A 21071-nucleotide genomic window follows, 5' to 3' on the forward strand; every position below is an offset into this window, starting at 1 on the left:
ACAACGCTTGTTAGCCGCCGAACCCGTCTGTCTTCCAATGAGTCACTCGCCGCCGGTCCGTCGCCTCGCTGACTGGGACCACACGCAGTTGCTCGATCTCGCGGCCGAACACGACACGCCGCTGTACGTCCTCGATCCCGACCGTGTCGCCGAGAACTACCGCCGCTTTTCCGCCGCCTTCCCCGACGCCGACGTGATGTACGCCGCGAAGGCCCACACTGGCCGGGCGGTCCTCTCGACGTTACTCGAGGCCGGCGCGGACATCGAGTGTGCCGCCCGCGGGGAGCTACAGCGCGCGACCGAAGCCGGCGCAGACCCGAACACTCTCCAGTACACGGCCGTCAACCCGCCCGACGCCGACCTCGATTACGCGGTCGAACTCGCCGGCGACAACCCCGGCCTCACGATCACCGGTGGGGCCGAGGACACCTTCGATCGTCTCGAAGCGCGCGGGTACGACGGCCGCGTCGCGATCCGGATCAACCCCGGCATCGGAACCGGCCACCACGAGAAAGTCGCGACGGGCAAGGACGCCAAGTTCGGGATTCCGGCCGAGCGCGTCCCCGATCTCGCCGACGAACTCCGGGACCGATTCGATTTGGTCGGACTCCACGCCCACGTCGGCAGCGGCGTTCTGACTGACGAGGTCGAGAAGCACGCCCAGGCGCTGGGAACCGTCGCCGATCTCGCTCGAGAGGTCGGTGACGACAGTCTGGAGTTCGTCGACTTCGGCGGCGGGTTCGGCGTCCCGTACCACGAGGACGAACCGCCACTCGACATCGAGGCCGTCGCCGAGACGGTCCGGGAGGCGGTGGGCGACCTCGACGCGACGCTGAAGTTCGAACCCGGCCGCTACGTCGTCGCCGACGCCGAGGTGATCCTCACGACGGTCAACACGATCAAGGAAACGCAAGCGGCGACGGTCGTCGGCGTCGACGCCTCGCTGTCGACGCTCATCCGCCCGGCGATGTTCGATTCGTACCATCCGATTCGGAGCGTCTCCGCGCCTGATCGGGCGGACGAACCGGTTTCTGTCGGCGGCCCCTGCTGTACCAGCGCGGACGTCTTCGCCACCGATCGACCGATTGCCCGGCCCGAACGTGACGACATCCTCGCGATCGGCAACGCCGGCGCGTACGGCTACGAACTCGCGAACAATTTCCACTCCCAGCCCCGCCCCGCCGAGGTCGCGATCGACGGCGACGACGCGCGGGTCGTCCGCCGTCGGGAGCGGATGGCCGACGTTACGCGCGTCGAGGACGAGGCCCCCGGCGCGCCCGATGCGGAGCGCGAGTGATGGCCTTCGATGTCCTCGCGTTCCACGAGCGCGCGGTCCGGACACCCTCCCACGAGTCGGTCGCGGACATGCGATCGCTGCTCGTCGACGTACTCGAAGATGCGGGTGTGAACGCTCGCATCGACGAGGCGGGCAACGTCGTCGCGCGACGAGGCGTTGGCGAAAATCCTGACGACACCTCCCATCTCCTGCTCAACACCCACCTCGACACCGTTCCGCCACACGTCCCGTTCGAGCGCGACGGTGATATCGTCCAGGGACGGGGTGCCTGCGACGCGAAAGGGCCGCTGGCAGCGATGGTCGGGGCGTTCCTTGGGGCTGACCTCGATGACGGCAGCGTCACGCTGGCGGTCACGCCCGACGAGGAGACGACCCAGACCGGCGCGGCACACCTCGCCGAGTCCCTCGACACCTTCGACGCGGCCATCGTCGGCGAACCGACCGGACTCGACGTCTGTTACGCCGCTCGGGGCCAGTTCGAGGGCCAGATCACGCTCCATGGCGAGAGCGCCCACGCCAGCGATCCGAGCGACGGGACCAACGCCGTTCGAGCAATCGGCCCGACGATCGAGGCGATGGATCGCTATGACGCGGAGAACGGGACGGCGGCCCACGACACACTGGGATCGCCGACGCTGACGCCGACGATGGTCGAGGGTGGCGAGGCCCCGAACCAGATCCCGGCCGAGGTACGGATCACCTTCGACCGGCGGAGCGTCCCGCCCGAGCGCAGCGAGGAATTCCCGGCGTCACTGGAGTCTCACCTTCGGGAGGAACTTTCTGCTGATATCGGCGTCGACGTCTCTCTCGTCCGCCCGGACACACCGTTCCCCGAGGCGTTCGAGACGGACCCAGACGCTCAAATCGTCGAGGTGCTGCGGGAAGCAGGCGGCGGTGCTGTTCCCCCCTTCGGCGCGGCGACCGAGGCGGCTCAGTTCGCCGTGAGCGCGCCGACGGTCGTCTTCGGTCCCGGCGTGCTGAGCGACGACGAGGGACCGGTCGCGCACTCGCCACGGGAATACGTGGATCGGCGCGACGTCGAGCGTGCGGCGGACGTGCTGACCGGGACGGTCGAGACGATGATGGCGTAGGCCGCGCAACCGGCAGCAAGTGAGGGTTCCAGTAGCTACTGACAGACGGTCTTCGTTTCTCGACTATGGAGCGCCCGCCGATCTCGGTGCTGTTGCCGACGACGACCTGGACGTCGGCCTGTCGACAGGTGGCCGAGCAACTTCAGGACGACGACGAACTCTTGCTCCTCTGTGATCACGAGAGCGATCCAGTCGCGGAGCGAACTGATCTCACTCCGGCAGTGTCAGTGATCCCCGCAGGCGACCCCGATGGCTGCTCGGGCAAGGCCAACGCGGTCGACAGAGGCATGGATCGAGCCAGTCACGATCGGATCGTCTGGACGGACGACGACTTCGACCATCCACCGGACTGGCTGGACACCCTCTCGGCCGACTACGATCGCCACGGCCCAGTCTCGGAGGTGCCGTTCTTTCGCGGAGAGGATCCGCTTTCGGTGTTCCTCGAACCGACCAACGTCTTCGGCGGGACGCTTACGACGTGGCTGGGCGACATTCCCTGGGGCGGGAGCGTGATCTTCGAACGCGACGACCTCGACATCGAGGCCTTCAGGGCCGACCTCCGGCGCACGGTCAGCGACGACGGGACGCTCGGCGAGCATCTGGAGATGACGACACTCAAGCGCGTCCGCGAGGTTTCGGCCGGCGGCACCGTCCGTGAGTCCCTCGAGCGGTTCGTCAGGTTCATCAAGATCGTCCGGTTTCACGGTCCGGCGATCACTGCTTTCAACGCCCTCGCGCTGCTCGCCATCACGACGGCGCTCGTCTCCTTCCCGCTACTCACGACCGTCGGAGTCACGCTTTCGTATGGCCTCGTCTACGCGGCCTTCGGCATCCGGCGGTGGACGTTCCTCCTGGCGGTCCCGGCGACGGTGGTGAATCTTCCGCTGTTCGCCTACGCACTGGTTCGCCGGACCTTCGTCTGGGGCGGGCGGCGCTATCGCTGGCGAAGCATGTTCGACGTTGAGATCGTCGAGTGAACGGCCGTTTCGAGGGAAAGATAGTATCGGTGCGTGTCATAGAAAACGTTTCACTGTGCTACAATAGTGTTTGTCGGGTTCGTAATCCGATTAGTTACGCCATTCGTTGATGAATGTCGGGACGATGACGCCAACGCCGAGGAGCACGGCGAAGTGAACCCATTGCGTATCAGTTACAGTTGTTGTGCCGTACACCGATACGAGAGCGAGTATGACGAAAACTGCTGTAATCTTGGTTTCTGTGCTGACCAGGCTATTCGACCTCGTGGAGGGCTGTTCTGACACGTCCACTCATTCAGCTGCATAATTCATATACTTTTTCTACAATTTCAGAGCCAGCAACTACCGCTGACCGAGCCCAGAGCAAGAACCAAAACCGTCTACTGAGCAACTACAAACGATTCTATGACGCGCTCTCGGAGAAGTATCCGCGCGAACGGAATGAGCGCAGTTCACCGATGGCGAGACCGGCGGTCGAGCCGTCGGCCATTTACACCACCGGGAGAGCAAGCTCTCCCGAGCCCACACTCTCTGCGTTCGCGTGGACCATGTTTTTCGAGGAGTGGGTTGCGGGCCTATAGTGAACCAGAGAACGATTGAATAGAATGAAGAAATTGAAAGCCCCGGCTGGCTCCAGTCGAGGGGCTCGCTGCGGTCCTCACTCACTCCGTTCGTTGCGGTCCTTGCGTCGCCCGTCTTCCCGGAGCCAGCCGCCCCTTTCAGTCCCACCCGAACCGCCTGACTAAGCGGCCGAGACGGGCGGGAATGGAAGGGGACGCCCGCTCGGGGACGGCGGACGAAGTAAGCACCGCAACGGAGTGAGGAGCGCAACGAGTCCCCCGAGCCGAGCGGGCGTGGGCTTCCCACTCTCAAATATTCAACTCATGTGTGAAGTACTATGGTCCCGCAACCGAATGCCGTGGCGACTTCGTCGCCACGCGGTTCCCGCAGCGCCCGGTGGGCGCGAGGAAACCCGACTGGGAAAAGATGGTTTAGTAGGTTTTGGCGAAGTACGCCGTCTCCTCGGCTTCCTCTCCGCAGATGGCGCACTCGTCGTGGATCGGTTCCTCGTCGCGGTCCTTGGGGACCATCACGATCTCGGCGGCGATGGCGTCCTTGATGGGTTCCTCGCACTCCTCGTCGCCACACCAGCCACACTTAACGTAGCCGCCGTGCTGGCCGATCGTGCCCAGAATCCCCTCGCGGGATTCGGCCTCGCGGATCTCCCCTTCCAGGGTCTCCTCGGCGCTCGCGTACAGTTTGGCGAAGATCGTATCGAGGTGGTCGGAGACGGTATCAGCGACGCCGTCGCGCTCGACCGTGACTTCCTCGCCGTCGGGACGGTGGACGAGCGTGAGTTCGTCGTCCTCGACTTCGTAAGAGCCGATCTCGATCCGGAGCGGGACGCCGTTGAGCTCGTGTTCGTTGTACTTGAACCCGGGATTGCGGTGATCGCGGTCGTCGAGTTCGACCCGGACGCCCGCTTCCTTGAGGTCCGCCTCGACATCTTCGGCGTATGCGAGAACGTCGTCCTTGCTGTCCTCGTCCCAGATCGGGACAATGGCGACCTGGGTCTCGGCGAGCGTCGGCGGCAGAACGAGTCCCTGGTCGTCGCTGTGGGTCATGAACAGCGCGCCCAGCGCACGCCAGGACAGCCCCCAGGAGGTCGTGTGGGCGGTTCGTTCTTTCTCGTCCTCGTCGACGTAGGTCACGTCGTAGGCTTCCGCGAAGGAGGTCCCGAGATAGTGGGAGGTCCCACCCTGGACGGACTTGCCGTCGGGCATCAGCGCCTCGACGGACGTCGTCGTGTGCGCGCCGGGGAACTTGTCGTGTTCGGGCTTGCGCCCCGAAAGCACCGGCATCGCCAGCACGTCCTCGTAGAGACGCTTGTACTGCTCTAGGCGGGTCTCCATCTCCTCGATAGCGTCTTCCTCGTCGTGGTGGGCAGTGTGGCCCTCCTGCCAGAGGAACTCCTTCGTGCGGAAGAACGGCTTTGTCTCGGTGGCTTCCCACCGGACGACGCTACACCACTGGTTGACGCGGATCGGGAGGTCCCGGTGGGATCGGGTCCATTGGGCGAGGAAGGGCGTGATGATACTCTCGCTGGTGGGCCGGACGGCGAGCCGTTCCTCGAGTTCGTCGTAGCCACCCTGGGTGACCCACGCGACTTCGGGGTCGAACCCCTCGACGACGTCCTTCTCCTTTTCGAGGTAGCTCTCGGGGATGAACAGCGGGAAGTAGGCGTTCTGCACGCCGGTCTGCTTGAACCACCCGTCGAGGTAGTTCTGGAGTCGTTCCCAGATAGCGTACCCGCGGGGCCGGGTCACGATGAACCCGCCCATGGGGGCGTAGTCGGCCAGGCCGGCCTTCTGGACCAGTTCGGCGTACCACTCGCCAGTCGCGTGCTCTTTGCTCTCGGTGATGCCGAGCTCTTGCTCGCCGCTCATATCTCTACGTGCGTGAGCGATGGCATAAACCCGCCGTGTTCGACCCGCCACCGGTCAGCGTGCGATCAGTCGGCAGTCAGCGTCGCCGTCCCGTCCTCGGTCGTCTGGAGTGTCCCCGCGAACGATCCCGTATAGCCGAAGATGTTCTCGTAGCCATAGGCCGAGAAGAGGACCGGATAAAACCCTTCCTCTGCGGCCAATCCTTCGCCGTCGGCGGCCGCGTAGGTCTCGCCGGCGTCGACGTGGGTGAAGTTATCGGCGAAGACCTCGTACTCGTCGGCCGGTGGCTTCTCGACGGGTTCGCCGAGGTCGTAGACCGAGAGGTCACTCGAAACAGTGTATCCCGGCAGCGCGCCGGTCGCCGTCAGGAACTCCAGGGAGATCCGGTAAGCGTTCTCGGCCGCTTCGACCGATCGCTGGTATCCTGTCTCGACCTCGATGATGGTCGCGTCGGTCGCGAACAGCCGCCCCTCGACGTCGTGGCCCGTCCGCACCAGCGCCGCCACCGAAAGCTGCGGGACGATCGCCCGCGTCGAGTCGTCGAGTCCAGGACTGATCGCAAAGGGTCTGGCCGAGGACTGCGTCGAGTGCAGCGACAGCACCGTACACCCCTGGACTGCGTCGGCGAGTTCCCGCGCGAGCTCGCGCTCGTGAGCGTCTTCAGGCACGTCCTCGTCGAAGGCCCGATTGAGGTCCGCGTCGAGATACCGCTCGCCCGCTTCCAGTGCCTGCTCGTTCGCAACGATCAACTTCACCGGCCGCTCGACGTTCGCACCGTTCGAACGTAGCCGATCGATCGCCTCGACGCCACCGGGTTCGTCGCCGTGGATCGCCGCCACGATCGCCAGATCGGCCTTCCCATCGCCTAGCTGCTCGACGCGCATATCCCACAGTTCAGCATCGATCCTCAAGAGCGCGTCGGGTTACGTCGGGACCGACGCCGCGTCTCGATCGTCCCTCACTCGGGGTCGACACCGAACGGACTCTCCGTCGCGGTCCAGTCCCATCCGGGCAGGCGAGTCTGGAATCCGGCCGCAAGCGCGGCGTCGAGGTCGTCGAGCCCAGCGTTGTCCTCGTCACTGCCGTGGGTCTGGATGTCTGCGTAGTGGAAGGTCGCTTCCGCGAGCGTTGCACGTGGTTGCTCGCCGGCGATCGTGGCAGCGAGTTCACGGCCGAGCAGTTCGTCGACGACGAACCCGGGATAGTCGCCCTCGACGTCGAGTTCGCGAAGGAGGCCGACCAGCGCGGCGACGTTGACCGCCCGGTCGCCGTCGGCGAACACCCTGGTGACGGCGTTGCGATACTGGTCGCCAGTGACTGGATCGACGTCGGTGTCGAAGGCATCCCCCAGATTGCTCCGGAGGCGATTGATCAGCGCCACGACGACAGTTGCCCGATCTCTCACCCATGCTCGTTCCGATTCGACGCGGGCCGGTGTCACCTGCATGGGTGTGTTTCGGAGGACGGGACCCTCAACGTTTCCGAAGGTTTTTATTAACCGAGGGGAATAGGGAGGTACGGATATCGGTTTTCCGCGTTCCCTCCGCTAGTACTACGGGACCGGACCGATGCGGATGCATCACTGTCGTACCATGACATTACTAATCAGTCGTCGTCGTTGCCGTCGGCCGTCGCCACGCTCCGTGCCCCAGTCTGGTACGGGTGCGCCGGTCGATCGGGAAACGACGGGGACGTCTCGCAGCTATGAGTAACGTAGATCAGCAACTCGAGGACACGAGAGAGACGATTGTTAGCGAAGTACCGAACGACATTACGATCACTGACGTCACCTACGAGGGCCCGGAACTGGTCATCTACACGCGCGATCCCAAGTCATTCGCGGAGAACGGCGACCTCGTTCGCCGACTCGCGTCGAAACTCCGCAAGCGGATCACCGTCCGGCCAGACACCGACGTTCTCGCCCCGCCCAGGGAGGCACGCGAGGAAGTCCTCTCGGTCATCCCCGAGGAAGCCACCGTCACCGACCTGGATTTCCACGAGGATACGGGTGAGGTCGTCATCGAAGCCGAGAAGCCGGGGATGGTGATCGGCCGACACGGCTCGACGCTTCGGGAGATAACTCAGCAGGTCGGGTGGACGCCGGAGGTCGTCCGGACCCCGCCGATCGAGTCCTCGACGGTCAGCAACGTGCGGAACTTCCTCAAGCAGGAACGTGAGGATCGCCGGGACATCTTAGAACGGGTCGGCAGACAGATCCACCGCGAGGAGATGTCCGACGACGAGTGGGTCAGGATCACGACGCTCGGGTGCTGTCGGGAGGTCGGCCGTGCGGCGTTCATCCTCTCGACGCCCGAAACCCGCGTCCTCATCGACGCCGGTGACAAGCCCGGTGCGGAAGACGAGTACCCGTATCTTCAGGTACCCGAGGCCCTCGGCGTCGGAGCGAGTTCACTCGACGCCGTCGTCCTCACCCACGCCCACCTCGATCACTCCGCGCTCATCCCGCTGCTGTTCAAATACGGCTACGACGGCCCGATCTACACGACTGAGCCGACCCGCGATCTGATGGGCCTGCTCACGCTTGACTACCTCGACGTGGCGGCCAAGGAAGGACGCTCGCCGCCCTACGACTCCGAGATGGTCAGAGAGGCGATCAAACACACCATCCCGATCGAGTACGGCGACGTGACGGACATCTCGCCGGACATCAAGCTCACGCTGCACAACGCCGGCCACATCCTCGGGTCGGCGGTCTCGCACTTCCACATCGGCGATGGCCTGTACAACGTCGCCTTTTCGGGTGACATCCACTACGACGACACGCGGCTGTTCAACGGCGCGGTCAACGAGTTCCCCCGCGTCGAGACCCTCGTCCTGGAGTCGACCTACGGCGGACGCAACGACTACCAGACCGACCAGGAAGATTCAGAACAGCGGCTCAAGGAGATCATCCGGGACACCTACGAGCAGGGTGGCTCGGTCCTGATCCCTGCCTTCGCCGTCGGGCGCTCCCAGGAACTCATGCTCGTCTTAGAGGAGGCGATGCGGGAGGGCGATATTCCGGAGATGCCCGTCCACCTCGACGGGATGATGTGGGAGGCGACGGCCATCCACACCACCTATCCCGAGTACCTCCGGGACGACCTGCGGGATCGGATCTTCCACGACGACGAGAACCCGTTCCTCGCCGACCAGTTCAACCACATCGACGGCGGCGAGGAGGAGCGCCAGGAAGTCACCGACGGCGAACCGGCAATCGTCCTCTCGACGTCGGGGATGGTCACCGGCGGCCCGATCATGTCCTGGCTCGAACACTTCGGCCCCGATCCGGACTCGACGCTCACCTTCGTGGGCTACCAGGCCCAGGGGACGCTCGGGCGCCGGATCCAGAACGGCTGGGACGAGATTCCGATCGGGAACAACGGTCGCGGCCGGGGCAACACGCTCTCCCTGGAGATGAACGTCGAGACCGTCGACGGGTTCTCGGGCCACGCCGACCGCCAGGGCCTTGAGAACTTCGTGAAGACGATGAACCCCCGCCCGGAGAAAGTGCTCTGTGTCCACGGCGACGAATCCTCGGTCCAGGACCTCTCCTCGGCACTCTATCACGAGTACAACATGCGGACGTTCGCGCCGAAGAACCTCGAAACCTTCCGGTTCGTCTGATCTCTTTCTGTCCGTGTCCTCCCCGTCGATTCGATATTCGACGCCACGAGGCCGCTACGGATCGACCCGTCGGAGGAACGTCCGGATCTCCGTGAGTGCGGCGTCGAACCTGTCACGGATCACGTAGTGGCCTGCCTCCGGGACGTGGACCAATCGACCGGACTGGAGGCTTTCGGCCGCGTCGAGGTCGGCCGCCCGTACCTCGATATCTCTGTCGGACCGCAATAGCAGCGTTTGGCAGGAGATCTCCGGGAGCTTCTCGGCGAGTGGGGCGGGGTATCCCTCACGCGCGAGTTCGGCGATTTCGGGGCCACTTTCCAGATGACCCGTGGCGAGACGGCGGGCGTGGGTTGAATCCATGTCCGGATACTGTTCCTCGACGATCTCTTCGACAGTCCGTTCGTGGCCGTTCCGTAACCGCTGTCGTGATTCTTCGAAGAGTTCCTCCGGGTCTCTCTCCGGCAGGTCGTGGAAACAGTCCGGGTCGACGAGGATCGCTCCTCGGGGAAGATCGGGATGCCTTGCGGCCAGCCACCCGACCGTTCCCCCACCGATCGAATGGCCCAGAAGGACCGGCCGCTCGACGTCCAGTTCATGGATCAGTCCACGCAAGTCGGCCACGCGGTCCGAGATACTGTATCCAGTCTCGGGTGCGTCCGACTGTCCGTGGCCGCGTGCATCGTACGTTATCACGTCGTATTCCTCGGCGAGTTCTTCGGCGAGTGGGACCCATCGTCTGCCGGTGTCGCCGAACCCGTGCACGAGGACGATCGACGGGCCACTTCCGACTCGATAGTACTGGAGGTCGATCCCGTTCGCCGAGACGGTTCCGTGCGTCCACTCCGCGGGGAGGTCCATGCTGCGTACGTTATTTTCCACTGCAAAAGTAGTTCCCATCACGTCGGCGGACGGCGTTCGGCACCGACCGAAACGGTCGGTTAGTCCGCGCTCAGGATTCGTAGACGAACCGCTCGACCACTGCATTCGACTCGCAGGTCCGCCCGCGGCCGGTCGCGTACGGCCCGATCATGACGCCGGTGAAGCCGTCCGCGACCTCCGTCGCGAGATAGCGCGTCGATGCGGTCGCCACCTCTTCACCGTCCACGAGGAAGCGATACGTCTGCGTGTCGGCATCCACAGCGAGGTCGGCGGTCGTCCCGACCGGAGTGCGACCAACTACTTCTGTCGCGTCGCCGATGCGGAGGCGAACGACGGCCTCCCGGCGACCGTCACGCCGTGTCACGCCGACCTGGTAGTGGTGGTCCTCGTTCATCACGAGGGCGAGGCCGGCCTCTTCTCCCTCGTCGGGATCGAAATCGAGCGTCACCTCGGCGTGACAGTCGAAGGCAGTCTGTCGGCGGCCCACGAACGTGGCTCCCGGTTCGTCGAGGGTCTCCGGGCCGCCGTGGAGGGTGAGTCCGTCCGGACCCGTCTCGTAGCGCTCGCGGTCGGGATTGCGGCGGAACTCCCACTCCACGCCGAGGCCGTCAGCGAACGTCGTGTCGGTGCGGTCGACCGACGTCGACTCTTCTCGGTGTTCGCTCGGGAGCGGGGCATCCATCTCGACGGTGACCGGCTCGCCGTCGTTGACGACCGGCCAGCCGTCCTCCCAGGAGACGGGCGCGAGGAAGGTCTCGCGGCCGAGGTGGTGAAACCGCGGCCACATGCTGTGCTGGCGGATGCCGAGGAAGACGAGCCACCACTGCCCCTCAGTGTCGACGGTGAGGTCGGCGTGGCCAGTGGCGCGGATTTCGTCACGCGGGCGACCCCAGTGAGTCAGGACCGGATTGTCGGGACAACCTTCGTAGGGACCGGCCGGGTCGTCGGCGCGCGCCGCGACGACCATGTGACCCGCGTGGGTGCCACCCTCGGCGACGAGCAGGTAGTAGGTCCCGTCGCGCTCGATGACGTGCGGGGCCTCGGCGTAGGGGTCGCGAAACCCCTCCCAGACGGGGTATGGGTCGCCCAGCTCACCGGTCGCCAGGTCGAGTTCGGCCTGCTTGATGGGCGCGTCAGGGTCGTCGGCGTGGTACGTGAAATAGCAGGTGTCGCCCTCGAAGAAGAGGTCCGGGTCGATGCCCGGTGCGTCGACCCACGTCGGGTCTGACCACTCACCAGCCGGATCGTCAGCGGTGACGAAGAAGTGGCCGCCGTTGCTGACGTTCGTGGTGACGAGATAGAAGGTGCCGTCGTGGTGGCGCAGCGTCGGCGCGAAAATCCCCATCGAGGAGCGCGCTCCTTCCAGGGGCAGCTGGGCGTCGCGGGTGAGCGCGTGGCCGATCGGCTCCCAGTCGACGAGGTTCTGGCTCCGGTACAGCGGGACGCCGGGGAAGTACTCGAAGGAACTGGTCGCGAGGTAGAACGTTTCGCCGACCCGGCAGATCGTCGGATCGGGGTGAAAGCCCGGGATGATAGGGTTTTCGTACTGCATACCCGGGCCATCTCGAAGGGAAATATTAGTCCTGTTGATGTCCTCGCTCCCTCCGGTTTTATGTGCGTTCTCACGCTTGGCGAACCATGACTCTCGACTTCGATCCGCGCACCACGACGTGGTACGACGCCCCGGCGTCGGCGTGGCTGGAGGCGGTGCCGATTGGGAACGGCCGCCTCGGCGCGATGCTCTTCGGCCGCCCCGGCACGGAACGGGTGCAGTTCAACGCCGACACGCTCTGGGCGGGTGGCCACGAGGACAGCACCAACCCAGACGCCCGCGAACACGTCGAGGAAGTCCGCCGTCTCCTCTTCGATGGCGAGGTCGAGCGCGCACAGGCCCTCGCCGACGAGCACCTCATGGGCGACCCGTTCCGTCTGCGCCCGTACCAGTCCTTCGGCGACCTCTCGATCGACGTCGGCCACGACGCCGTCACCGACTACCGCCGTGAACTCGACCTCTCGGCCGGCGTGACGCGCGTCCGCTACGACCACGATGGGACCACCTACGTCCGCGAGTACTTCGCCTCGGCCCCGGACGATGCGATCGTGATTCGGCTCGCGACCGACAGCCCAGGGTCCGTGACCGCGACGGTCGGGCTCGACCGAGAGCGGGACGCGCGAGCGGACGCCCGGGGCGACACCCTCACCCTCCGTGGCACTGTCGTCGACGACCCTGACGACGACCGTGGCGCTGGCGGCGAGGGGATGGCCTTCGAGGCTCGCGCCCGCGTGACCGCCGACGGCGGGGACGTACAGCGAGTGACCGGCGCGGACGCGCCGGCGGGGTCGAGCGTCGGCCTTCGAACGGAAGCAGCCGACGCGGTGACGATTGCGCTGACCGGGTTCACGACCCACGAGACGGACGATCCGGGCGAAGCATGCGAGGCGGTGCTGGACGCGTTGGCAGATCGCCCATACCACGACCTACGGGAGACCCACGTCGCCGACCACCGGGAGCTCTTCGATCGCGTGGAACTGGATCTGGGCGACCCGGTCGACCGACCCACCGACGAGCGCCTCGATCGCGTGGCTGCGGGCGAGGAAGACCCTCACCTCGCGGCGCTGTACGCCCAGTTCGGCCGCTACCTCCTCATCGCGAGCTCCCGGCCCGGGACCGAGCCAGCGAACCTTCAGGGGGTCTGGAACCAGGAGTTCGACCCGCCGTGGAACAGCGGTTACACGCTGAACGTCAACCTCGAGATGAACTACTGGCCGGCCCTGCAGACGAACCTCGCTGAGTGTGCGGCCCCGCTGTACGACTTCGTCGATGACCTGCGCGAACCGGGACGGCGCGTCGCCGAAGCTCACTACGACTGCGACGGGTTCGCCGTCCACCACAACTCGGACCTCTGGCGGAACGCTGCGCCCGTCGACGGCGCTCGCTGGGGCCTCTGGCCGATGGGTGCGGCGTGGCTCTCCCGGCTGGTGTTCGACCACTACGCGTTCACCAAAGACGAAACGTTCCTCCGCGAGACGGCGTACCCGATCCTCCGAGAGGCGGCGGCGTTCGTGCTCGATTTCCTCGTCGAGCACCCTGCGGAAGAAGGGGAGGCAGAGGATTGGCTGGTGACCGCCCCCTCGATCTCGCCGGAGAACGCCTACGTCACTGACGACGGCGAGGAAGCGACGGTGACCTACGCGCCGACGATGGACGTCCAGTTGACTCGGGACCTCTTTGAGCACACCATCGACGCCGCTGAGATCCTGGACGTCGAGAGCGCGTTCCACGACGAGCTGCGGGCCGCGCTCGATCGCCTCCCGCCGATGCAGGTCGGTGCACACGGCCAGCTACAGGAGTGGATCGAGGACTACGAGGAGGCCGATCCGGGCCATCGCCACATCTCACACCTCTATGGCGCACATCCGAGCGACCTGATCACGCCCCGGGAGACCCCGGACCTCGCGGACGCGGTCCGAACCACCCTCGACCGACGCCTCGAACACGGTGGCGGCCACACCGGCTGGAGCGCCGCGTGGCTGGTCAACCAGTTCGCCCGACTGGAGGACGGTGAACGGGCCCACGAGTGGGTCAAGACGCTACTCGCCGACTCGACGGCACCGAACCTCTTCGATCTCCACCCGCCGTTCCAGATCGACGGGAACTTCGGTGCCACGGCGGGCATCACCGAGATGCTGCTTGGGAGTCACGGTGGCGAAATTCGCCTCCTGCCGGCACTCCCCGAGGCGTGGACCGAGGGGTCGGTTTCGGGGCTCCGGGCTCGCGGCGACTTCGAGGTCGACATCGAGTGGTCAGGTGGCAGTCTCGATAGCGCGACAATCCGGTCCGGTTCCGGCGAGCGGTGTCGCTTGCGGGCGACACCGGACGTTCGCGTCGCGACGGCAGACGGCACGCCGGTCGATGCAGAACGCGACGACGGCACTGTCGCCTTCGAGACGACGGCTGGGGAGCGCTATCACGTGATTGCACTCCCGGAGTGACTCGGCCACGATCGGACTCCCGTGGGGGGCGGGTCGGAACACGGTACGAACTATCACATCGAACTTATGCATGTGGCGTTCGATTCCTGGTATATGGAGTACGTCAGACTCGGAGAGACTGGACTCGAAGTATCGCCGATCGCACTCGGGACGTGGCGCTTCGGGATGGAACACGAGGAGACGGGCGTCGTCGAGACGGACCGCGAGGACGCACACGAACTCTTAGACGCCTACGCCGAGGCCGGCGGGAACTTCATCGACACCGCCAACGGCTACGGCGGCGGTGACAGCGAGCGCTGGATCGGCGAGTGGCTCGACGACCGGGATCGTGAGGACTTCGTGATCGCCTCGAAGTGCTACTGGTCGGACGTCTCGCGTTTCCAGGAGAACCTCTCGGCGAAGAACGTCCGCGCCGAGGTCGAGGGCTCCCTTGAGAAACTCGACACGGACTACCTCGACATCCTCTATCTCCACCGCTTCGACGACGAGACGCCGATCGAGCGGACCCTGCGGACCATCGACGACCTGATCAGCGAGGGCAAAGTCAACTACGTCGGCCTCTCGACGGCCGACGCCTGGAAGCTCACCAAAGGGCTCTGGAAAGCAGACGTCAACAACTACGAGGCCTTCACCGTCACGCAGCCGCAGTACTCGGCAGTCCACCGCGAACCCGTCGCGGAGTATCTGGACGTCTGTGCAGACCAGAACCTCGCTGTCTGTCCGTACTCGCCGCTACATGGCGGCTTCCTCACGGGCAAGTACGAGCGCGTCGGCGAGGACGAGGTCGAGGCCCCCGACGGCTCGCGTGGTGACATCGACGAGCACTTCGCGGACTGGTACCTCCGGGAGGAAGCCTGGGACGTCCTCGACGAGATCCGTGCGGTCGCCGAGGAAGTCGAGGTTTCCCCCGCCCAGGTCTCGCTGGCCTGGCTGCTGGCTCACGAGGATCTCACCATCGTCCCGATCATCGGCGCGCGGACGCCCGACCAGCTCGAGGAGAACCTCGGCGCGATCGAGGTTGAGCTCACCGACGAGCAGTTCGAACGCATCGACGTCGCGATCGAGAACTGAATCGCGGCCGATTTCTTTCCACGCGCTCTCAGCTTTCGACGGCCTCGGCCGGATCGACGACCTCGCCGCTCGTGGGATCGACGCCGACTCTATCGCATAGATCGTCCAGCGGGCACGCCTCGGGGCCGTCGAGACAGGCCGGCTTGCGTGCGCTGCAGTACTCCCGGCCGAACTGGATGGTCGCGGTGTGGCCGAACCCACACTTCTTCTCGGGAACCGTCTCCTCGAGCACCGCACGGACCGCCTCGTGATCGGCGTCCGGCGGGGCGACCCCGAGACGGCGATAGATCCGGTGGACGTGCGTGTCCACTGGAAAGACGCCGTCGCGTCCACCGGCAAAGAGGAGCACGCAGTCGGCGGTCTTGGGACCGACGCCGGTCATCGCGAGCAGCGTCTCCCGGACCGCCTCGGCGGGTTCCTCGCGGACGAACGCGTCGAACTCGTCCTCACCGCCGTACTTCTCGCGGACGCGCTCGGCGATCTGGCTGATTCGGGCGGACTTCTGGTTGTACAGTCCGGCCCCGGAGATCGTCTCGGCGAGTTCGGCCTGTTCGGCGTCGGCGAGTGCGTCGACGAGGTCCGTCTCGCTCTCCGCCGCGTCGGCGTCCTCCCCATCCAGGGACCCGTATCGCTCCAGCAACGCGTCGTGGGCCGGTTGGCTCGCCGTATCTGTCGTGTTCTGACTGAGGATCGTCCGGACGAGACTCTCGAAAGCGTCCTGGCCGCCGTAGGTCTTCTGCCAGTACAGCTCGCCGAGGCGGTCGACGACCGCGGCTGCGCGCGTCTCGCGATCGCTGGGTTCGAAGGTCGTCACCGAGCCGCCGCTGCCCGGGCCGCCGCTGATATTCTCAGCCGGTTCGGCGTCGTCGCTCATGGGTCTATGTGGGTCGTGGATCGTGAAAAACGGCCGCCTCCCGCTGGCTGTTCCCTCTCGCTCGCCCGCGCCTCACTCGACAGTGAGACGCATCGTCACGTCGACTCCCGAGGCGAGTGCGTCGACGAGGTCCCGGTAAAGATCAGTTGCCGCGGCGTCGGCATCGACCATCACTGTCCGATCGTCGACGTACTCGCTGGTCCGGACCACTAGCGAGCGGTCGTTCTCGAAGGTGAGATCCGGGTGGCCGCGACCCGTGATCTCGACCTCGTGATCGGCTGTCGAGAGCGTGGCCGTGATCTCGGCGTCTCGGTCTTGACACGCCGAAACGAACGCCGAATCGAACTCAGCGGGAACCCGATCGGCCTCGATGCCCACGATGCAGTCCCCGGCTGGGGTGAGGTAGTCGTCGCTCGTGAGCTCGAGCGTGCTCTCGTGGGCTGCGGTGACGTGTTCGTGGCCGACGGCGTGGATCACTTCGTCCATACACGCCGGTTCGGCCGGTCGCACTTCAGCCGCCCGGTTCTTGCGGTTGCTCGTCGCTGTGCGGACGAGTTGTCTTGCGGTGACAGCGCTTCACTCGGCTGGGGTCTCGACGAGTTCCTCTTCGATGTTCGTCTCGCTGAAGTAGGCGGCAAACCGGACGCCGACCAGGCTGACGACGATCCCGGCCAGCAAGAAGATCGCGAGTCTCGTTCCGGGTGCCAGCGTGAACCCCTCGACGCTGACCACGCCCAGATCGATCTTGGAAATGGTTAGCGATGCCAACACGTTGGCCCGTTCGAGGAAGTAGCCGGTTACGCCTCGCACGACCAGCCCGATGGCGACGACGGCGAACGGAAGGTTGAGGTAGGCGTTGCGCACTCCTTCGTGGCGGAGCAATTCGTCGAGCAGCCGACCGGTGCTCGCCGCCAACGCGGCCGCCGTCAGCCAGGTGATCGCGTCGAATCCGAAACGCATCGCCAGAATGAGGACGCTGTTCGACCCCGTTGTGGACATTCCGAGCGCGCCCACGAACAACCCGATCAGGGCCAGGCCGACGGCGACGACGTAGGTCACCAGCGATACCTGCCCGGAGTACAGTGCGCTGTGTATCTGGCCGGGGAGCGTCTCGACGTACTCGTCGATGCCGAGGCCCTTATACAACAACAGGAGGCCGATGGCGGCGGCAATCGCACCCAGTGCCATCGTCACGCTGTTGACGACCAACAGGAGGATCGGCATCGCCAGCAGCGCGGCCCCGATCGGGACCAGGACGGTCTCGCGGAGTTCCTCGTCGGCCAGGAACTGTTTGAGCAGGTAATACGTCGACTCGATGTCGTGAGCCTGCCGCACCACGACCCGGTCGACGGCGTCGACGGGGACGCGACTCTCGATGATCGGGACGAGGCGCTCGTCCTCTGTGCTATCGGTGATTACGATCGCCGAGTCGGGTTCGTGCTCGTCGAGCAGCTGTTCGGTCTGTCTGGCGACCGCTCGACTCACGCCAACGGTCTCGCCGCGCCCCGAGATGACGGCCATGACTGCTTCCTCGCCGTCGGACTCGAGGTCGCGGGCGACCCGCAGGCCTTCGAGCAAACAGTTCACCCGACTGTCCTCAGGGTCGCCGACGCCGAACTCGGTGACGAGAGATTCGACTGCCTCGACCCCGACGATCGGCGGATCCGCGACGCTCGTGAAGTCGCCCCCACGGTCCAGACACACCACCAGCGTGGTCACGTCTCACCAGTGGCTGCCGATCCATAAAAATCCCAAGTAAGGGCTGCAGATCCGGATACCGAACTTAGAGCAGGCCCGTCTTCTGGAGTTTCATCAGGTCCTCGGTTTCGAGCGTTTCGCCGTCCTTGAACTGCTGGTAGATCTCCTCGGCCTCCTCGCGGGCGGCTTCCTGTTTCTCCTCGCGGCGCGAGCGCTCTTCCTCTTCTTCTTCCTTGTCGAGTTCACGAAGGCGCTTCTGGACGCGCACGAAGTCCTCGTGGTGCTGGTCGGCCGCTTCCTGGGCCTCGACGAACTTCTCGTGCATCTCGTCGGCCTCGTCGCGAATCTCGTCGGCCTCGCGATAGGCCTCGATCATGTTGTTGTGGTGTTCCTGGGCCTCGTCGGCGAGCTTGGTCACTTCCTGGTGGTGTTTGCTCGCTTCCGAGCGGATCTCCTGAGCCTCTGCTTTGATCTCGTCGATGTCACCGGTCTGTTCGAGCTTCTCCTTGCGCTCGGCGAGTTGCTCGCGCTTGTCTTCGATCTTCTCGATGAGTTCCTGCTCGTCCTCGGAACTCAGTACCTCGGTCTGCTGTTTGAACTCGAGGTCCTCGATCTCGTCTTCGAGCTGGTCGACGCTTTTGCCCTCGTCGAGCTCCATCTCCGCTTTCTTGTCTTCGACCTTCTCGAAGAGGTCGTTGGCCTCCGCGTTGAGCTCGTTTCGCTTCTCCTTGTGTTCCTGGACCTGCTCGTTGAGTTCGTCGCGGCGCTCGCGGTGCTCCTGGGCCTCGTCGACCTTCTCGCGAGTCTTGGCGTTGAGATCGTCGCGCTCGGAGGCGCGCTCGCTCGCCATCTGGTTGAGATCGTTCCGTCGATCCCGTAACTGCCCGGCGAGCTTGATGAGCTCCCCCTTCGATTTGGTTTCGAGGTCCTCGTCCGTTACCGATACGTTCTTTGATTCATCAATCGAGTCTGTCATGATTACTCCTCTGTGCCATTCCCGCTCCGACGTTCGACAGTACAGCCGCTACCGACTTGCTTGCGCCTTATAACTAGATTCCCTGTCATTTTGGGCGTCGCACGATACTGCCGAACGCTCGGGGCGTTCAGGTATCTGGTATTACAGGAGACACTCATTTAAATATTCCGGTGGTTGCGGTCCATGGTTCGACGTATCACACGTTTCAGCCGCCGTCCCGGGTGAGTGTGAACCACTCACACAAGAATTTATAAGCGATACGTGTTCGAGACGGACCCATCAGACAACGATAACGAAATCGTCTCGGCGTCGGCGGGGATCTCGAGTGTGGTGACTGTTTCGTGGGTTCCAGCTTCGACGGAGACGTCGGTTTCGCCGGCCTCGCCGTCGACGTCCCAGGTGAGTCGGTCGGAGACGTCTGTCGGCAGGTCGTTGCACACGACGACGTCAGACTCGACGCCCGGAGAGGGGTCAGCCAGCATTGCCTGGACTGGTTCGAAGGCGTCGGCGAGAGCGTCGCGTGCCTGTTTGGGCGTGCCATCGCGAGCGAGGACGCCCATACCTGCGTTGGCCAGGTCCCGGAGCGCGGCGGCCACGAGGACGTCTGTCTCTCGCAGACGAAGGCGTTCGGTGACTGTCTCGATTACGGACCGCTGGTAGGCCTGAGAGTCATCGAGGCCGCCAGAGACGCGATAGTCGTGAACAGACTGGTCGAAGCCGGCCACGTCGCTGGGGTTTTCGACGCCCAGGGAACCGGCCCCGTACTCGCCGACGATCGAGCCCAGTTCCGGATTGCGATCGAGGAGACGATCGACGTCTGCCGCCTCGCCGTATTTCCAGCCGGGGTAGAGCGCGCTCGCGTTGGGGTCGATACCGGGCGGGCCGACGACGGGGACCGTGACGAGGTCTTCGGGAATCTCGGCGGCGACCGTTTCCGCCGGGTCGTGATCGTATTCCATCCGGAAGCGCCGCCACCGAAGCCGCAGTCGATCGAGGAGTCCGGGCCCCAGCGGCCCCTTGTTCAGCGCGACCGGATCGTCGTGGACGCTGATCGCTGCCAGCCCAGGGTGGTGTTCGTACGCCGAGACGAGTCGGCCGACGAGGTCCCGCCCGCGTTCGATGTCGAACGGCCCAGGCCCGGTCAAGGGCAGGTCCTGCCAGACGAGCACGCCGGCGTCGTCGGCCGCCTCGTAGACTGCCGGCGACGGGACGTGAGCGTGCGCCCTGACTAGGTTTGCGTTCAGCTCGGCCGCCCGCTCGACGTCCTCAGGTTCGGCTGCGAGGACTCCGACTCCACGGGCAGGCATCGGCGTGTCGTTGACCCGCAGCCCCTCGCTGTCGTCGTAGGTGATCGAACGCAGCCCCGTCGTCAGGGTGCGTTCGTCGTCGCCGAGTTTCGCCCGGATGACGTAGCGGTTCTGCTCGCCGAGGCCCCGGGGCCACCACAGCGCGGGATCCCGGATGTCGATCGTGTATTCGACCGTCGTTCGCTCGCCGGCGCTCGCCTCGACTTTGGCGCGGTCCATCATCCCGCGGCCCCGTCGTGATCCTTCAGGTTTGACGGAGAACGTCACTCGATCGTCGATGTCAGTCTCGGCGAGGACGCTCGCCCGGACCGCAAAGCGCGCGCCGTCGTCGTCGACGCGCGGTCGCGCCGCCAGGTCGAGGACGTGACGATCGCCGTACGTCTCGATCTCGGCCTTCCACCAGATTCCGGGGACAGCGAGTTCGTCCGGAACCTCGCTGGTCTCGTAACTCCCGCCGAAGCGGTCGTCCGGTCGCCGACACTCGACGACGAGTTCGTTCTCCCCTTCGAGTGCGCCGTCGAGCCGAAGTCGAAGCGGCTCGAAGTACGCGTCGTGTTCGCCCAGGAACGCCCCGTTGAGCCAGACGCGGGCGTGGGCGTAGACACCTTCGAGGACGACCATCGCATGCTCATCGCTGTCGGCACGAGGATCTTCGAACGTCGATCGGTAGGCGACGGCGTCGCTCCCGGCGAATTCCGCCGGGCGACCCGGCACCTCGACTGGCTCCCAGGTCGCCGGGTCGGGCTGATCGCCACCCGGCTCGACCGGTGCCGCTCGCCACTCGTTCATCATACGTGTGGCGGGGGCCGCCGCGGGCATATCCTTTACGTACCG

17 protein-coding genes are annotated in these 21071 nt (G+C 65.2%); 6 read left to right on the plus strand and 11 right to left on the minus strand.

Translation table 11 applies throughout. The features are described 5' to 3' along the window. Positions 1-37 precede the first annotated feature (37 nt). The 3 genes from lysA (at position 38) to HTIA_RS12055 (ending at position 3365) form a co-directional block, all read left to right on the plus strand. On the plus strand, positions 38-1297 hold the full coding sequence (gene lysA / locus HTIA_RS12045) for a diaminopimelate decarboxylase (RefSeq protein WP_008527123.1): 1260 nt from the start codon (positions 38-40) through the stop codon (positions 1295-1297). Continuing rightward, positions 1297-2388: a M20 family metallopeptidase gene (locus HTIA_RS12050; protein ID WP_008527122.1), complete on the plus strand. Its 1092-nt coding sequence runs from the start codon at positions 1297-1299 to the stop codon at positions 2386-2388. Before lysA ends, HTIA_RS12050 begins: the two co-directional genes overlap by 1 nt. Before the next feature lie 65 nt (positions 2389-2453). Further along, positions 2454-3365: a glycosyltransferase gene (locus tag HTIA_RS12055; protein WP_008527121.1), complete on the plus strand. Its 912-nt coding sequence runs from the start codon at positions 2454-2456 to the stop codon at positions 3363-3365. Positions 3366-3455: 90 nt separating this feature from the next. Here HTIA_RS12055 and HTIA_RS15960 read toward each other — a convergent pair whose 3' ends face one another. The 4 genes from HTIA_RS15960 to HTIA_RS12070 form a co-directional block, all read right to left on the minus strand. Then, on the minus strand, positions 3456-3650 hold the full coding sequence (locus tag HTIA_RS15960; protein WP_148290960.1) for a hypothetical protein: 195 nt from the start codon (positions 3648-3650) through the stop codon (positions 3456-3458). Between the two features lie 707 nt (positions 3651-4357). Continuing rightward, positions 4358-5812, minus strand: a complete 1455-nt coding sequence (proS, locus tag HTIA_RS12060; RefSeq protein WP_008527120.1) for a proline--tRNA ligase — start codon at positions 5810-5812, stop codon at positions 4358-4360. A gap of 65 nt (positions 5813-5877) precedes the next feature. Continuing rightward, entirely contained in the window at positions 5878-6696 is an 819-nt protein-coding gene (locus tag HTIA_RS12065) for a M14 family metallopeptidase (RefSeq protein ID WP_008527118.1), read from the minus strand. A 74-nt stretch (positions 6697-6770) separates the two neighbouring features. Beyond that, positions 6771-7259 carry a hypothetical protein gene (locus tag HTIA_RS12070; protein ID WP_008527116.1) on the minus strand — a complete coding sequence of 163 codons (489 nt, stop codon included), beginning with the start codon at positions 7257-7259 and terminating at the stop codon, positions 6771-6773. Positions 7260-7516: 257 nt separating this feature from the next. On the opposite strand from HTIA_RS12070, the gene HTIA_RS12075 reads away from it, so the two are divergent. After that, positions 7517-9439 (plus strand): beta-CASP ribonuclease aCPSF1, encoded by a 1923-nt coding sequence (locus HTIA_RS12075; RefSeq protein ID WP_008527114.1) that lies wholly within the window; start codon positions 7517-7519, stop codon positions 9437-9439. Between the two features lie 54 nt (positions 9440-9493). On the opposite strand, the gene HTIA_RS12080 is transcribed toward HTIA_RS12075, so the two are convergent. Both HTIA_RS12080 and HTIA_RS12085 read right to left on the minus strand, forming a co-directional pair. Continuing rightward, the gene (locus tag HTIA_RS12080; protein WP_008527113.1) at positions 9494-10297 is read right to left on the minus strand and encodes an alpha/beta fold hydrolase; all 804 of its coding nucleotides are present in this window, start codon (positions 10295-10297) and stop codon (positions 9494-9496) included. Positions 10298-10388: 91 nt separating this feature from the next. Beyond that, positions 10389-11870, minus strand: a complete 1482-nt coding sequence (locus tag HTIA_RS12085) for a glycoside hydrolase family 43 protein (RefSeq protein ID WP_008527112.1) — start codon at positions 11868-11870, stop codon at positions 10389-10391. A gap of 86 nt (positions 11871-11956) precedes the next feature. Here HTIA_RS12085 and HTIA_RS12090 point away from each other — a divergent pair, with 86 nt between their 5' ends. Then, positions 11957-14311, plus strand: a complete 2355-nt coding sequence (locus HTIA_RS12090; RefSeq protein WP_008527111.1) for a glycoside hydrolase family 95 protein — start codon at positions 11957-11959, stop codon at positions 14309-14311. A gap of 93 nt (positions 14312-14404) precedes the next feature. Continuing rightward, positions 14405-15382 carry an aldo/keto reductase gene (locus tag HTIA_RS12095; protein ID WP_021029508.1) on the plus strand — a complete coding sequence of 326 codons (978 nt, stop codon included), beginning with the start codon at positions 14405-14407 and terminating at the stop codon, positions 15380-15382. A 28-nt stretch (positions 15383-15410) separates the two neighbouring features. On the opposite strand, the gene HTIA_RS12100 is transcribed toward HTIA_RS12095, so the two are convergent. The 5 genes from HTIA_RS12100 to HTIA_RS12120 all read right to left on the minus strand — a co-directional run bounded on the left by HTIA_RS12100 (position 15411) and on the right by HTIA_RS12120 (position 21029). Continuing rightward, a complete protein-coding gene (locus HTIA_RS12100; protein ID WP_008527109.1) occupies positions 15411-16256 on the minus strand; it encodes an endonuclease III domain-containing protein in 846 nt (281 codons plus the stop codon). A 72-nt stretch (positions 16257-16328) separates the two neighbouring features. After that, on the minus strand, positions 16329-16742 hold the full coding sequence (locus HTIA_RS12105) for a DUF371 domain-containing protein (protein ID WP_008527108.1): 414 nt from the start codon (positions 16740-16742) through the stop codon (positions 16329-16331). Positions 16743-16832: 90 nt separating this feature from the next. After that, the gene (locus HTIA_RS12110) at positions 16833-17975 is read right to left on the minus strand and encodes a DUF373 family protein (RefSeq protein ID WP_020936408.1); all 1143 of its coding nucleotides are present in this window, start codon (positions 17973-17975) and stop codon (positions 16833-16835) included. 64 nt (positions 17976-18039) lie between these two features. Continuing rightward, complete coding sequence (locus tag HTIA_RS12115; RefSeq protein WP_008527106.1) at positions 18040-18930, minus strand: coiled-coil protein; 891 nt, start codon at positions 18928-18930, stop codon at positions 18040-18042. Positions 18931-19178: 248 nt separating this feature from the next. Beyond that, the gene (locus tag HTIA_RS12120) at positions 19179-21029 is read right to left on the minus strand and encodes a glycosyl hydrolase 2 galactose-binding domain-containing protein (RefSeq protein ID WP_008527105.1); all 1851 of its coding nucleotides are present in this window, start codon (positions 21027-21029) and stop codon (positions 19179-19181) included. Between the last annotated feature and the right edge of the window lie 42 nt (positions 21030-21071).

The organism is Halorhabdus tiamatea SARL4B (assembly GCF_000470655.1).
In the GTDB taxonomy this organism is placed as follows: Archaea; Halobacteriota; Halobacteria; order Halobacteriales; family Haloarculaceae; genus Halorhabdus; species Halorhabdus tiamatea.

Bases quoted from the DNA above. Each gene is read 5' to 3' on its own strand.
- lysA (WP_008527123.1), top strand. From the start codon at position 38: ATGAGTCACTCGCCGCCGGTCCGTCGCCTCGCTGACTGGGACCACACG.
- HTIA_RS12050 (WP_008527122.1), top strand. From the start codon at position 1,297: ATGGCCTTCGATGTCCTCGCGTTCCACGAGCGCGCGGTCCGGACACCC.
- HTIA_RS12055 (WP_008527121.1), top strand. From the start codon at position 2,454: ATGGAGCGCCCGCCGATCTCGGTGCTGTTGCCGACGACGACCTGGACG.
- proS (WP_008527120.1), bottom strand. From the start codon at position 5,812: ATGAGCGGCGAGCAAGAGCTCGGCATCACCGAGAGCAAAGAGCACGCG.
- HTIA_RS12065 (WP_008527118.1), bottom strand. From the start codon at position 6,696: ATGCGCGTCGAGCAGCTAGGCGATGGGAAGGCCGATCTGGCGATCGTG.
- HTIA_RS12070 (WP_008527116.1), bottom strand. From the start codon at position 7,259: ATGCAGGTGACACCGGCCCGCGTCGAATCGGAACGAGCATGGGTGAGA.
- HTIA_RS12075 (WP_008527114.1), top strand. From the start codon at position 7,517: ATGAGTAACGTAGATCAGCAACTCGAGGACACGAGAGAGACGATTGTT.
- HTIA_RS12080 (WP_008527113.1), bottom strand. From the start codon at position 10,297: ATGGACCTCCCCGCGGAGTGGACGCACGGAACCGTCTCGGCGAACGGG.
- HTIA_RS12085 (WP_008527112.1), bottom strand. From the start codon at position 11,870: ATGCAGTACGAAAACCCTATCATCCCGGGCTTTCACCCCGATCCGACG.
- HTIA_RS12090 (WP_008527111.1), top strand. From the start codon at position 11,957: ATGACTCTCGACTTCGATCCGCGCACCACGACGTGGTACGACGCCCCG.
- HTIA_RS12095 (WP_021029508.1), top strand. From the start codon at position 14,405: ATGGAGTACGTCAGACTCGGAGAGACTGGACTCGAAGTATCGCCGATC.
- HTIA_RS12100 (WP_008527109.1), bottom strand. From the start codon at position 16,256: ATGAGCGACGACGCCGAACCGGCTGAGAATATCAGCGGCGGCCCGGGC.
- HTIA_RS12105 (WP_008527108.1), bottom strand. From the start codon at position 16,742: ATGGACGAAGTGATCCACGCCGTCGGCCACGAACACGTCACCGCAGCC.
- HTIA_RS12115 (WP_008527106.1), bottom strand. From the start codon at position 18,930: ATGACAGACTCGATTGATGAATCAAAGAACGTATCGGTAACGGACGAG.
- HTIA_RS12120 (WP_008527105.1), bottom strand. From the start codon at position 21,029: ATGATGAACGAGTGGCGAGCGGCACCGGTCGAGCCGGGTGGCGATCAG.